A 12,136-nucleotide genomic window follows, 5' to 3' on the forward strand; every position below is an offset into this window, starting at 1 on the left:
ATGGCTGGAACGAACATCTTGACCAGCGAGACCGTTGGAAAGCCGGCGGATCTCGGTCGGAAGACGGGCTGGATCACGACGCTCGACGAGCTTTTTCTCGGGACAATTTCCGCCATCGCTGCCGTTTTGCTGGCCATAGAGATCGTCGTGCTCTTTGTCGGCATCGTCGCGCGCTATGCATTCCATCATCCGCTCATCTGGACGGACGAGTTCAATTCCATCCTGTTCTTGTGGCTGGGAACGCTCGGCTCTGCGCTAGCCCTTCGGCGCTGGCAACACATGCGCATGACGACCTTCGTATCGATGCTTCCCGCGTCCTGGCAGGATTATCTGTCAGGGTTCGCAGTTGTCATCGTGTTGGTTTTCCTGGTGCTATTGCTGCCGCCCTCGTTCGAGCATGTGCAAACTGAAGCCGGCGTCATTAGCCCCAGCCTGGAAATATCGATGTTCTGGCGCGCTGCCGCGATGCCGGTCGGCATCGGCCTGATGATCATCGCCGCTTTATTTCGCCTGCGTAACATGCCTTTGAAGATATCAATAATTGCGCTCGCTGTGGCGATTGTCGCGACCGGTGCGCTGGCTTTGCTGCAATCTACTTTTCTCGATCTCGATCAGGCCAATTTGGCGATCTTCTTCCTTGTCGGCGTGCCGCTCATGGTTTTTGTTGGCATCCCGATAGCCTTCGCTTTCGGCGCAGCCACCTTTGCTTACTTGACATTGGGCACCTATGTGCCTCCATCAATTCTGGTGGCGCGGCTCGATGCCGGGATGTCTCAGCTTCTTCTGCTCGCCATTCCGACATTCGTCTTCCTCGGCCTGCTGATCGAAATGACCGGCATGGCGCAGCGTATGATCGCCTTTCTGTCGAACCTGCTCGGCCATGTTCGTGGCGGCCTGCAATATGTGCTTATAGCGGCGATGTACCTGGTCTCCGGCATATCCGGATCCAAAGCTGCCGACATGGCAGCGATCGCACCGGCACTGTTTCCCGAGATGGAAAAGCTCGGCAACGACCGTGCCGCCATGACTGCTTTGCTGGCGGCCACCGGTGCTCAAACCGAGACAGTGCCCCCGAGCCTGATCTTGATTGCGGTCGGTTCTGTGACCGGACTATCGATCGCCGGATTGTTCACCGCCGGCTTGCTGCCCTCTGTCCTGCTCGGCGTCATGCTTTGCGCCTTCGTCTGGTATCGGACGCGAAAAGCACCCAAAAACGATACGCCCTCCGTGAAGCGAAGCGTTTTGTGGAAGAGTTTCTTCGTCGCATTGCCTGCCTTGCTGTTGCCCTTTGTCATTAGAAGTGCCGTCGTTGAAGGTGTGGCAACCGCCACCGAGGTCTCGACGGTCGGCGCCGTCTATACGCTGCTCGTGGGCCTTGTGCTTTACCGCCAATTCGAATGGAAGCGGCTGTTTCCGATGCTGGCGGCGACCGCATCGCTCTCCGGCGCCATTCTTTTCGTGACGGGCGCCGCAACGGGGATGGCATGGGCGATCACCCAATCCGGCTTCTCGCAGACACTCGCCGACGCTATTGCTGAAGTGCCCGGCGGCATGCCGACCTTTATGGCGCTATCAATCCTACTGTTCGCCATTCTCGGTAGTGTCCTGGAAGGCCTGCCGGCCATCGTTCTCTTCGGACCGCTAATGTTCCCAATCGCCCAAGGTTTGGGGATCAACGACATCTACTATGCCATCGTGGCCATCCTGGCGATGAGCCTAGGTCTCTTCACGCCGCCGTTCGGCGTCGGCTTCTACATCACCTGCGCCATCGGCGGCGCAGATCCCAATCATGCGATGCGCCATCTCTGGCCCTATCTCGCAATCCTCACCATCGGAGTGGTGATCATCGCGCTAGTGCCCTGGCTATCGATCGGCTTGATACAATAATCGAGGATAATCAATGCCTTCGCACAATGTCGATTATAGCGGGGAGCCACAGGCTCGTCCGGAAATACGTGTGGCAGTGCTGGACGACTGGCAACGCATCGCCGAACACAGCACCGACTGGTCAGCGCTGACGGCTCGCGCGGAGGTGGTATTCTTCCATCAGCCGCTTGGCAGCTCCAACGATGTCGTCAAGGCACTTGCCGATTTCGACATTATCCTGGCGATGCGCGAACGCACGGCCTTTTCCAATGACGTCATCTCTCGCCTGCCGCGCCTCAAATTCTTCAACATGACCGGTAGGCGCGCCCGGGGGCTCGACGAGATGCTGCGTCGTGGTATCACCGTCTCGATTACCGGCGGCGGCGAGGATGGCCAGGATACGGCCGAACACGCGCTCGCATTGATGCTTTCCGCCGCCCGTCGCATTCCGGAAGGCGATGCATCCATCAAGGGGGGCTCGTTCCTGGAAAATGTCCCACCGGGATTTCGCCTGGCCGGCAAGACGCTCGGCATCCTCGGCCTGGGGCTGATCGGTGGCCATATTGCAAACTATTGCCGCGCGCTTGGCATGAATGTGATTGCCTGGAGCCGCAGCATGACCGATGACAAAGCCGCGGCCGCCGGCGTGGAAGCCGTTTCCATTGACGATCTCTTTGCCCGCGCCGACATCGTCTCGCTTCACCTGGTTCTTTCGCCCGAGACGGAAAAGATCGTTGGTCGCGCGCAACTGTCGCGGATGCGTGACGGTGCCGTTCTGGTCAATACCTCCCGCGCGCCGCTTATCGACGAGCAGCCGTTGCTGGAAGCCCTGCGCAACCGGCGCATTCAGGCGGCGATCGATGTCTTCAACGAAGAGCCCCTGCCTGCCGAACACCCATTGCGCACCGCTCCAAATGTCGTTTTGACGCCGCATGTCGGCTACGGCACGCGCGAAATGTACCAGATATTTTACCGCAACAGCGTCGAAAACATTCTGGCATTCCTGGATGGCGCACCCATCCGCCAATACTCATCCGCAAACCATCTGATGTAGCCATTGCGGCGTTCATCCTGGCCCGCAGATCAATGAGCATATGAGGATCCGATTTGAGTAAACTGATCAATAGCCCACGCGACTATGTCGATGAGATGTTGAACGGGCTGGTTCTCGCCCACCCGTCCCTTATTCGTCATGGTACGAGCGGGAGAGTGATCCGACGCGTCGACGGCCCTGTCGCAGGAAAGGTCGGTGTCGTTTCCGGAGGTGGCTCCGGGCATCTGCCGCTCTTCACCGGCTATGTCGGTCCGGGGCTACTGGACGCCTGCTCGGTCGGCAATGTCTTCGAAGGCCCGAATGTTGCCTCCTGCAGCGAAGCCATTGCCGCAGCCGATACCGGCAAGGGCGTTCTTTGCCTCTATGGGAATTACGGCGGCGACCGGATGAACTTCAATATGGCCTGTGAGATGGCTGAGATGGAAGGCATAGAGACCACCACCGTGCTAGGCACGGACGATATCGCCAGCGCCGACGCGGATCAGATCGGAAAGAGACGCGGCGTTGCAGGTATAATCTATGCCTACAAGGCGGCAGGCGCGGCTGCCGAGGCAGGTGGCACACTCGCCGACGTCACCGAGATCGCCTGCCGAACGGTTGAGCGGACCCGGACCCTGGGCTTTGCCTTGGCGCCTTGCACCGTGCCGGGCGCGGCCGGACCGACCTTCGAATTACCGGATGGCGAGATCGAAATGGGCATGGGTATTCATGGCGAACCTGGAATCTGGCGAGATCGTATCAAGCCTGCCGATGCGCTCGCGGATGAAATGGTCGAACGCTTGCTAGCCAGCGCGCCTGCAAGCACCGGAACCCGCCTATCCCTACTGGTCAACAGCCTTGGTGCCACCCCACTAGAGGAACTTTATATTCTCTATCGGCGTGTGGCCGCACAGCTTGGGGCTGCTGGCTGGGAGATCGTGGCACCATTGGTCGGCCGCTATACGACGTCGATGGAAATGGCCGGGGCATCGCTTAGCCTGTGTTTTCTTGACGACGAAATCGAAAACCTCCTGCAGGCCCCTTCCTCCTGCCCATTCTGGAGGGTCGGCTGATGGTGATTGCCGTTTCCGATATCTCGCAAGCGGTCCGGCAGGCACAGGATTGTTTTACCGGCGCTGAAAACGAATTGAACGCCGCCGATGCAAAACTTGGCGACGGCGATACCGGCGGCATGCTGAAACGACTCGCCGACGGGATGGCCAGGGTCGATCTCAGCTCTACCGATGATCTGGGCGTTGCCTTCATGAACCTTGCCATGGCGGCGTCGACTTCGACAGGGTCCAGCCTCGGCACACTGGTGATGACGGCGTTGATGACGCTTTCCAAAGCGACCCGTACGCAAACCACCCTCGCCGCCGAACGCATTCCCGAACTCATCAGCGACATATGCGCCGCGATGCTGGCGCGTGGTGGTGCAGCCATTGGCGATAAGACCGTGATCGATGGCCTGCAGGCCATTGCCAAAGCGCTTGGCGATGCCGAACCTTCCACCTACCTTGCCGCGGCAGCTCAGTCTGCCAATGAAGCCTTGGAAACATTTCGCGACCAGCCCAATCGGATAGGCCGCGCCCGCCTCTATGGCGACAAGAGTAGGGGTCTGGATGATCCAGGCATGCTTGCCCTCAGCAAATTTTGTTCGGCGCTTGCAGCCGATGATCCGGCAGGAAGGCCCGCCACTTCACAGGAAGGACAATTGTCTTGACCACGACCAACAGCATCAAGCTCGCCATTGCCGAACAACGCGGGATCCGCGGGCTACACCTCACCTTTCCTCATACCGGCGTCATTGAGCTTCTAGCGATCGTCGGCATCGATTATCTCTACCTCGACGGCGAGCATGGCGCCTTCGACAACCGCGATCTGGAATATGCCTGCGTGACCGCTGAGCGGCATGGCATCACCGCCATCGCCAGGGTTCCAGACCCGTCCGCCGCGACCATCTGTAGGTTCATGGATCGCGGCGTAAAAGGCATCGTCGTGCCGCATGTAAACTCGCTGGCGGATGCGAAAGCCGTTGTCGATGCCGCTTATTTCGGACCGGTCGGCAACCGCTCCTTCGGCGGCAATCGGCCGAAATTCATGGCGGGCATCGTGGATATGCCGGCCCATATGGCGCAATCGAATGAAGATATGTGCGTTTCGATCATGATCGAGACCGTGGGCGCGCTCGATGCAGCCGGCGATATCGCCGCATTGCCGGGCATCGACTATATGAGCTTCGGCATGATGGATCTGGCGCAATCACTAGGACATCCCGGCAATCCGAAACATCCAGATGTACTTGCCGCCGTCGAAAACGCTTCGCGCCGCATTCGTGCCGCCGGCAAACCTGTTCGCGAAGATTTCATCCGGGTCGGCTGGATTAACGACCTGATTGCACGCGGCGCCAAGCAATTTTTCGAGAGCGGGGAGTAATGCCGATGAAATCGGCTGATCTGGAGACGGCGATCGAGCTGCTCAGTGATGTGGCGAAAAGCGGCAATTGGCTTCCGGCATTGCCCGTCGCCAGCAAGCCTTCGTCAATCTCCGAGGCGCTTGCGATGCAGCACGCGCTTGTCGCACAACTTGAAGGAAACCCCGGCGGCTGGAAAGTGACCACCGATCCATCCACCGGTGCGTCCATGTGGGGCGTCATTTTTGAAGCGGATTGCTTTGCTTCTCCGGCAAAGGTTGCCAGCAAAATGTATGCGCCGCTAGGTGTCGAAGGCGAGATTGCCTTTCGTTTCGACCGTGATCTGCCAAGCCGGTGCGAGCCCTATTCCCGCTCGGAGATCGAGGCGATCCTGACGGCCTTCCCGGTCATCGAAATCGTCTCAAGCCGGTTTGTCAGCTATCAAGATACACCAATCCTCGATCGGCTTGTGGACCGCATGTCGAACGGTGGCTTAGTGATCGGAGAAGACCGTCCCGACTGGCGCAGCATAGATCTTTCCAAATTGCGGGTGACGCTGACTTGCGACGGCGGGACAATTCTCGACCGGATTGGTGGCCATGCTCGTGTTGATCCCTTGCTTCCGGCCTTGGATTTCATTCGGACGGTACAGTCGGAAAAAAGCTTCAAGGCCGGAGAGGTCATTACCACCGGTACTTTCACGGATTTGGTCTTCGGAAAGCCGGGGCAGCATTTTGCAGTCGAATTCCATGATTTCGGTCACGTCGAACTGACCTTCAACAACGACGCGGACCGCAGTCAGAAATAGGGGATATGATGCTCAAATTTGAATTCAAGAACCCGACGCGCATCGTCTTCGGTGAAGGACAAATTGCCGCTTTGCGGAGCCTGATCCTCCCAGGAAGACGCGTGTTCATCCTCTACGGCGGCGGCTCGATCAAACGCAACGGCGTCTATGATCAGGTGGTACACGCTCTTGCCGGTTATACACTAACGGAATTCGGCGGCATTGAAGTCAATCCGCATTATGAGACGATTTTGAGAGCAGCCGAAGCAGCGCGGACATCCGATGCAGACCTTATTCTGGCAGTTGGCGGTGGCTCGGTGATCGACGCGGCGAAATTCCTGGCCTCTGCCGTCACTGCCACCGATCGCGATCCATGGGACAACTTCGCTGCTGGCAACTATCCGCGAGAGATCCTGCCGATCGGCTGCATCCTGACTTTGCCGGCAACCGGCTCCGAAAGTAACGCTGTATCCGTAATTTCGTCCACGGTGCGCAATCTGAAAATACCGTTCGCCAACGAAGCCGCGCGGCCCACATTCGCGATAATGGATCCGTCCACGATGGCGAGCCTGGACAAACGTCAACTCGGCAATGGCGTCGTCGATGCCTTCACGCATGTGGTCGAGCAATATCTCACCGTTCCCGGAAACACGCCCGTCCAATACGGCTTTAGCGAAGTATTGCTCCGCACGCTGATCGAATGGGGGCCGAAGCTGCTTGACGACAATTCTCCCGAGGCCCGAGAGAACGTCATGTGGGCCGCTAACCAGGCGCTCAACGGCTTGATCGGTGCGGGCGTGAGCCAGGATTGGTCCACTCACATGATTGGCCATGCAATCACCGCCCTCTATGGCCTCGATCACGCTCGCACGCTCAGCTTAGTCATGCCTTCGCTGTTGAGGTTCAAGGCCAGCACTAAGCAGATGATGCTTGCCCGCTATGGACGTAACGTTTGGGGGGTCACCGCGGCGGACGACAAGACAGCAGCTGAAGAAGCTATCGATCTCACGGAAGATTTCTTCCACCGGATGGGCTTGCCGGTCAAAACGGCCGACATCGCCCCTATCGAAATCTCCACCGACGACGTAGTCGCTCAACTTCAACGCGCCGGTCACGTACAACTCGGGGAAATGGCTGATATTACCCCAACGCAGGTCCGCGAGATCTTGGCCCATACAGCGGGCTAATGCAGCCATCGTGCGAACAATCTCTGCGCTAGCACACTGAATCGCATGCATCTTTTGATCATCACGCGCGCTTCTCCAAGCAGCAACTTCAAGGGAGTCCTGCCATGAGCAAGCGCGAACTGATCGATACCGGTACCGACAAGCGTTGCGTCCGCCGCGACAAGGAAGGCAAGTTCAAGGAGCGCGTCGACGTCTCCCGCTCGCTGCCCGCCATGACGCAAAGCCTCGCCAGGACGACAATGGCGACCGCAAGCAATGACGGAAGCGCCGGTGAAACTCGCTACCTATAAAGTCAACGGCATAAACGGCCGCCTCGACGTGCTGCTGCGATGGATCGATGAGGCGAAGCCTGATGTCGTGTGCCTGCAGGAGTTGAAGGCGCCGGACGAGAAATTTCCGCGTCGCGAGATCGAGCGGGCCGGCTACGGCGCCATCCGGCATGGCCAGAAAGCGTGGAACGGCGCGCACGCTCCGCGTCTCTCGTGCGGGCTTGTCTGGAGGAGTTGCGCAAATGTGATCGTGACCGGAGGGCCGAAACCCGCCTCGGGGTTCGGTGCAGCCGCGGCTGGTCAGACCAAGGCGGCGACAAGGCGGGGCGGAAAAGAAGTATGTCATTTGTCAGGCTTTGGCAGATCGGAGGGATCAACCGTAATCAGCAGGTCCGCGGCAACCGAGATCTCCAGAACCTCATTCCAGTGCTCCTCTCCGTGAAGCGTCTCCAACGTCAACAGAGAAAGTCTTTTTTGCAGTTCCAATGTCATTATGCTGGCGGCTGTATTTTAGCGCGACTACGCCAACGTGAACGTCTTCCTGCTCGTAAAGAGGAAGAAAATCCGCGGCATTGGGGTAACAAGGATATAGCCATCATCGACTGCGCGGCGCGCGACCGTATGATCGCCCTGTCTGGACATACCGAGCCATAGCACTCAGGTCGCTTCCTCAAACCCACGCTCGCGCGCCATTGTCGCGAGCGTGGGTCCTAAACACTCGTCGATCAGAAATTTCACTATGCGACCGGAAGATCATCGAATTTCAGGGTTCGCGATGACTTTGCTGCCTTCCCGCGCCACGCTGGTTTTCCGCGCGGGCGACCGCGTCTCGGATATGCAAGCGTATAGTCCGCAGCGATCGAGATCTGATCTTCCTTCAATTGTGGATACGCTTTTGCTATCGCCTCTGCTGTTTCGCCGGAGGCGAGCATGTCCGCAATGCTATGAACGACGATACGCGTGCCAGCAAAAACCGGATCGCCGCCGAGGATAGCCGGGTCCGATTTCACTGCCTGTCGTGCTCGGTCAAGTCGGTCCAGGCCAGCCTCTACATCCTCTATCAATGGCTGCAAGTCGACCCGCAGCGGTGCTTCCTGCACGGTCATTTGACTTTGGTCTGCCAGAACCTTTTCAAGGATGCGCTGACGCGCAGATGGCGTAAGGGCATTTGCGGTCAAATAGGCAAGCCGCAATCCAATCAATGCCTGGGACGCAACTAGTCTGCTTCCGCGCTCTTTTCGTACGAAACCCCGCATTAGTCCCGCATCGATGATACGATTAACTTGTTTCAACGGAACGCCGGTGACCGACGCCGCTTCGTTTGCCGTCAATGCTTTCATCATGTTCGGACGCATTATAAAATCCTTCCAAATCTTTGGAAGATATATACGCTCGACCGACTTCAATTTCTAGTTGATTGGTGAGCTAATCTGGTAGCCTCAAAAAACTATCGTGAGGGAGGTGGTGCGCTAGCAATTGCGGCAGTTGAGGTATCGGCCTACATCCACCGACAGGCTCGATTAAAGTTCGTTGGCAATAGCGGGAATTCGGCCTTCATCACCACATGCGCGACACGGACGATCATTCCTCCGAACCATTGCAAATGAAGCAAGTGATAAGCTGATATAGCATTCTCGATGGATCTGGCCATTCGACCCGCTTGCGCAGGTTCCCTCTTAAGCGAGCAAATCCTCTTTTTTGCGTAACCGCTCAAGCCGCTGCAAAAAGGGAAGTTTCTGAACGAAAATCGTTGTGAAATCCAGACGATATCCCTGCGAAGGCCGCGTGGTAACTCTAGGGTCAGCAGGCTGTCCTCTGAAAAAGCAGCCCGGATCGTCGAGAATCGATGGGCAAAATGATAGTTGTTCGATCGATCATCAGTTCATCGAGCGCCTTGCTACCGCTGCGATGCCCATGTCAGCAGGGCATCGAGCGCCGGACACAATGCTTGTCCCCAGTCCGTCAGACAATATTCAACCTTGGGGGGCACCTGATGGTGAACAATGCGGCGCACGATACCATCGTTCTCCAATTGCCGGAGCTGTTGGATCAGCATTTTTTGGGAGACCCCCGAAACGGCACGTTCGAGATCGGAAAAGCGTAACACCCGTCCGCCGAATAGGTGAAACAGGATCACCAGCTTCCAGCGGCCTTCGAGCAGCTTGAGTGCGGCCTCAACTCCTTCGGCCGCTGTTTCCCGGGTATATTGATGGGGCATACTTTTTGGTGAGTACCTTACTTTTTCGTGCGTTCTTGTGATTTTGTGACGTTAAGGCAATTTTATCCGGTACTCAAGTCGAGCCGGAGATCAACTCATGCACCTTATACTTCCCAAGCCCATTGCAGACTATTTTGCCGCAGACACAAAGGACGGCGCCGCGGTGGCCAAGTGCTTTACCCCTGATGCAGTGGTAGTTGATGAAAGACAAACGCACACAGGCCGCGATGCCATTGCTCGATGGAAAGCGGAGTCGTCCACCAAGTACGAATATACCAGCAAGCCGATTGCCGTTGAGGACAATGGGGGAAAGGTTATCGTCACTGCGCACCTGACCGGTAACTTCCCCGGCAGCCCGGTAGATCTTCGTTACGCCTTCGTACTTGCGAGCGATACGATCGCGCACCTGGAGATCGTCTAATGAACTTCGATCTAGGTCTGGAGGGCCGGTGTGCATTGGTAACGGGTGGAACCAAGGGTACGGGTGCGGCCGTGGTTCGGGCTTTGCTGGCCGCAGGCGCGCGAGTGGCGACAACTGCCAGGACCGTGCCCGAAGCCGAAGCGGAGGGTCCCCTTTATATAGCTGCCGATCTTATGACCGCCGAGGGCTGCGCGAAAGTCGCCAAAGAGGCCCTGGTCCATTTCGGCGGCATCGACATCATCGTCAATGTGCTTGGCGGCTCGAGTGCGCCGGCCGGTGGCTTCGCTACCCTGAGCGATGAGGAATGGCTGAAAGAATTGAACCACAATCTGCTGCCTGCGGTTCGACTCGACCGGGCGCTTCTACCATCGATGATCGCTCAGAGGTCGGGCGTCATTATTCACGTGACCTCGATACAGCACGAGTTGCCGCTCCCGGAATCGACGACCGCCTATGCGGCGGCCAAGGCCGCACTCTCGACCTACAGCAAAAGCCTCTCAAAGGAAGTGACCCCAAAGGGTATCAGGGTGGTCCGCGTGTCGCCGGGCTGGATTGAAACCGATGCGGCCGTCGCACTCGCCGAGCGGCTCGCGAAGGAAGCGGGAACGGACTACGAGGGCGGCAAGAAGATCATCATGGGCGCTCTTGGCGGCATACCCCTCGGACGGCCGACGAAACCGCAGGAAGTGGCCGACCTCATCACTTTCCTCGCGTCGCCGCGCGCTGCTGCAATTACGGGAACTGAATATGTGATCGACGGCGGCACTATACCCACCGCTTGAGACAACACGCGAACAACAACGCGGAAGGCTGTAGCTTCACACACAAGGACTTAGCCACACTCCCGTTGTTGTTCGCTCTTCGCCAACACCGATTGCCGAGAACAGGCCATGTCAAATGTTTGCCGTTTACGCTGAAAATCCCAGCCGGGAGAACCCGCTGAGCGCGCTCCGTATCGGCGAGCAGCCGGCACCAATGATCCGAGAAGGCTGGGTGCGAGTCAAAATCTCCCATGCGAGCTTGAACCGGCACGATCTCTTCATCCTGCAAGGGATCACGCACCACCCGGAGCCTCTCCGGTTTCCAATTATCCTGGGGAATGACGGCGCCGGCACGCTCGATAATGGAACGCCGATCGCCATCTATCCGGTGGTCGGCAGCGACGATTGGCGGGGCACCGAAACGCTGGATCCCCACTGGCACATCTTCAGCGAATTCCTGCCGGGAACCTTTGCAGACACCATCGCCATTCCACGACGTAATGCGATCCCAATTCCCGACGGCATATCGATGGAGGTCGCTTCGGTTCTCGGCACAGCCTGGCTTACGGCGTACCGAGCTCTTTTCGTGCGAGCGGGCATGATGCCGGACCAACGCCTGCTGGTACAGGGCGCTCGGGGCAGCATGGCCACGGCGCTGATCCAACTCGCCGCGGCGGCCGGTATCGAGGTCTGGGCGACCAGCCGTGACGATCCGGGCTCGACTTACGCGGAGCCGATCGGCGCGTCACGAACCTTCAGAGCGGGTGAGCCACTGCCCCGAAAAGTCGATGTGGTTGTCGACAATGTGGGACCAGCAACCTGGGAACATAGCCTCAGCTCAGTCGCCCGCAATGGAACGATCATCCTTGCCGGTGTCACGACGGGATCTGAGGTGGGATTGCCACTTCTTAAGACTGTGAGCCAGCAACTCTCTTTGCTCGGATCCATTATGGGCACCCGAAACGACATGGTGAACATGATCAACTTCATCGGCATGTCCGGCATAAAGCCGCACATCGGCGGCATATATCCCATGGCGGACGCCGCAGCGGCGCTCCGGGACATGATCGAAGGCAGTAGGAAAGGCAAATTGGTACTTGCCGCTGAGGGTAGTCTGGGCGCGCGCAATGACGCACAGCGGTAAGCAAGCGCCTGTTCCTGAAGCTGAACATTCGCAGGTT

General features: G+C 58.0%; 15 protein-coding genes. 13 read left to right on the forward strand and 2 right to left on the reverse strand.

Going from position 1 to position 12,136, the window contains the following annotated elements; all coding sequences use genetic code 11:
- The 10 genes from GR212_RS33675 to GR212_RS33720 all read left to right on the forward strand — a co-directional run bounded on the left by GR212_RS33675 (position 1) and on the right by GR212_RS33720 (position 8,209).
- On the forward strand, positions 1-1,887 hold the full coding sequence (locus tag GR212_RS33675; protein WP_163993839.1) for a TRAP transporter large permease subunit: 1,887 nt from the start codon (positions 1-3) through the stop codon (positions 1,885-1,887).
- Positions 1,888-1,900: 13 nt separating this feature from the next.
- Positions 1,901-2,920, forward strand: coding sequence for a D-2-hydroxyacid dehydrogenase family protein (locus GR212_RS33680; RefSeq protein WP_204326874.1), 1,020 nt, complete (start codon positions 1,901-1,903; stop codon positions 2,918-2,920).
- 53 nt (positions 2,921-2,973) lie between these two features.
- A complete protein-coding gene (locus GR212_RS33685; protein WP_163993841.1) occupies positions 2,974-3,972 on the forward strand; it encodes a dihydroxyacetone kinase subunit DhaK in 999 nt (332 codons plus the stop codon).
- On the forward strand, positions 3,972-4,622 hold the full coding sequence (locus GR212_RS33690; protein WP_163993842.1) for a DAK2 domain-containing protein: 651 nt from the start codon (positions 3,972-3,974) through the stop codon (positions 4,620-4,622). Before GR212_RS33685 ends, GR212_RS33690 begins: the two co-directional genes overlap by 1 nt.
- Positions 4,619-5,335: an HpcH/HpaI aldolase family protein gene (locus tag GR212_RS33695; protein ID WP_163993844.1), complete on the forward strand. Its 717-nt coding sequence runs from the start codon at positions 4,619-4,621 to the stop codon at positions 5,333-5,335. The genes GR212_RS33690 and GR212_RS33695 overlap by 4 nt, the downstream gene beginning before the upstream one ends.
- Before the next feature lie 5 nt (positions 5,336-5,340).
- A complete protein-coding gene (locus GR212_RS33700) occupies positions 5,341-6,120 on the forward strand; it encodes a 2-keto-4-pentenoate hydratase (protein WP_163993846.1) in 780 nt (259 codons plus the stop codon).
- Between the two features lie 5 nt (positions 6,121-6,125).
- Entirely contained in the window at positions 6,126-7,286 is a 1,161-nt protein-coding gene (locus tag GR212_RS33705; RefSeq protein ID WP_204326875.1) for an iron-containing alcohol dehydrogenase, read from the forward strand.
- 104 nt (positions 7,287-7,390) lie between these two features.
- Positions 7,391-7,576 carry a hypothetical protein gene (locus GR212_RS33710; RefSeq protein ID WP_163993808.1) on the forward strand — a complete coding sequence of 62 codons (186 nt, stop codon included), beginning with the start codon at positions 7,391-7,393 and terminating at the stop codon, positions 7,574-7,576.
- Positions 7,557-7,997 (forward strand): endonuclease/exonuclease/phosphatase family protein, encoded by a 441-nt coding sequence (locus GR212_RS33715; protein WP_348643592.1) that lies wholly within the window; start codon positions 7,557-7,559, stop codon positions 7,995-7,997. Before GR212_RS33710 ends, GR212_RS33715 begins: the two co-directional genes overlap by 20 nt.
- On the forward strand, positions 7,895-8,209 hold the full coding sequence (locus tag GR212_RS33720; protein WP_163993811.1) for a hypothetical protein: 315 nt from the start codon (positions 7,895-7,897) through the stop codon (positions 8,207-8,209). The genes GR212_RS33715 and GR212_RS33720 overlap by 103 nt, the downstream gene beginning before the upstream one ends.
- A gap of 83 nt (positions 8,210-8,292) precedes the next feature.
- Here the strand turns inward: GR212_RS33720 and GR212_RS33725 are convergent, their stop codons facing one another.
- Together GR212_RS33725 and GR212_RS33730 are read right to left on the reverse strand one after the other, a co-directional pair.
- A complete protein-coding gene (locus tag GR212_RS33725; protein WP_163993850.1) occupies positions 8,293-8,910 on the reverse strand; it encodes a DUF433 domain-containing protein in 618 nt (205 codons plus the stop codon).
- A gap of 542 nt (positions 8,911-9,452) precedes the next feature.
- On the reverse strand, positions 9,453-9,773 hold the full coding sequence (locus tag GR212_RS33730) for a winged helix-turn-helix transcriptional regulator (RefSeq protein ID WP_204326876.1): 321 nt from the start codon (positions 9,771-9,773) through the stop codon (positions 9,453-9,455).
- Between the two features lie 97 nt (positions 9,774-9,870).
- Between GR212_RS33730 and GR212_RS33735 the strand changes: the two genes are divergently transcribed.
- From GR212_RS33735 to GR212_RS33745, 3 genes are all read left to right on the forward strand, one after another.
- A complete protein-coding gene (locus tag GR212_RS33735; protein WP_163993852.1) occupies positions 9,871-10,194 on the forward strand; it encodes a nuclear transport factor 2 family protein in 324 nt (107 codons plus the stop codon).
- A complete protein-coding gene (locus GR212_RS33740) occupies positions 10,194-10,976 on the forward strand; it encodes an SDR family oxidoreductase (protein ID WP_163993855.1) in 783 nt (260 codons plus the stop codon). The genes GR212_RS33735 and GR212_RS33740 overlap by 1 nt, the downstream gene beginning before the upstream one ends.
- 115 nt (positions 10,977-11,091) lie before the next feature.
- Positions 11,092-12,099 (forward strand): zinc-binding dehydrogenase, encoded by a 1,008-nt coding sequence (locus tag GR212_RS33745; protein ID WP_163993857.1) that lies wholly within the window; start codon positions 11,092-11,094, stop codon positions 12,097-12,099.
- Positions 12,100-12,136: the final 37 nt, after the last annotated feature.

This window comes from Martinezella lusitana (assembly GCF_010668395.1).
In the GTDB taxonomy this organism is placed as follows: domain Bacteria; phylum Pseudomonadota; class Alphaproteobacteria; order Rhizobiales; family Rhizobiaceae; genus Rhizobium; species Rhizobium lusitanum_A.

What these genes read in the sequence shown, in the direction of transcription:
- GR212_RS33710 (WP_163993808.1), top strand. Translation starts at nt 7,391, where the DNA reads ATGAGCAAGCGCGAACTGATCGATACCGGTACCGACAAGCGTTGCGTC.
- GR212_RS33740 (WP_163993855.1), top strand. Translation starts at nt 10,194, where the DNA reads ATGAACTTCGATCTAGGTCTGGAGGGCCGGTGTGCATTGGTAACGGGT.
- GR212_RS33690 (WP_163993842.1), top strand. Translation starts at nt 3,972, where the DNA reads ATGGTGATTGCCGTTTCCGATATCTCGCAAGCGGTCCGGCAGGCACAG.
- GR212_RS33705 (WP_204326875.1), top strand. Translation starts at nt 6,126, where the DNA reads ATGATGCTCAAATTTGAATTCAAGAACCCGACGCGCATCGTCTTCGGT.
- GR212_RS33675 (WP_163993839.1), top strand. Translation starts at nt 1, where the DNA reads ATGGCTGGAACGAACATCTTGACCAGCGAGACCGTTGGAAAGCCGGCG.
- GR212_RS33720 (WP_163993811.1), top strand. Translation starts at nt 7,895, where the DNA reads ATGTCATTTGTCAGGCTTTGGCAGATCGGAGGGATCAACCGTAATCAG.
- GR212_RS33725 (WP_163993850.1), bottom strand. Translation starts at nt 8,910, where the DNA reads ATGCGTCCGAACATGATGAAAGCATTGACGGCAAACGAAGCGGCGTCG.
- GR212_RS33730 (WP_204326876.1), bottom strand. Translation starts at nt 9,773, where the DNA reads ATGCCCCATCAATATACCCGGGAAACAGCGGCCGAAGGAGTTGAGGCC.
- GR212_RS33680 (WP_204326874.1), top strand. Translation starts at nt 1,901, where the DNA reads ATGCCTTCGCACAATGTCGATTATAGCGGGGAGCCACAGGCTCGTCCG.
- GR212_RS33745 (WP_163993857.1), top strand. Translation starts at nt 11,092, where the DNA reads ATGTTTGCCGTTTACGCTGAAAATCCCAGCCGGGAGAACCCGCTGAGC.
- GR212_RS33700 (WP_163993846.1), top strand. Translation starts at nt 5,341, where the DNA reads ATGAAATCGGCTGATCTGGAGACGGCGATCGAGCTGCTCAGTGATGTG.
- GR212_RS33735 (WP_163993852.1), top strand. Translation starts at nt 9,871, where the DNA reads ATGCACCTTATACTTCCCAAGCCCATTGCAGACTATTTTGCCGCAGAC.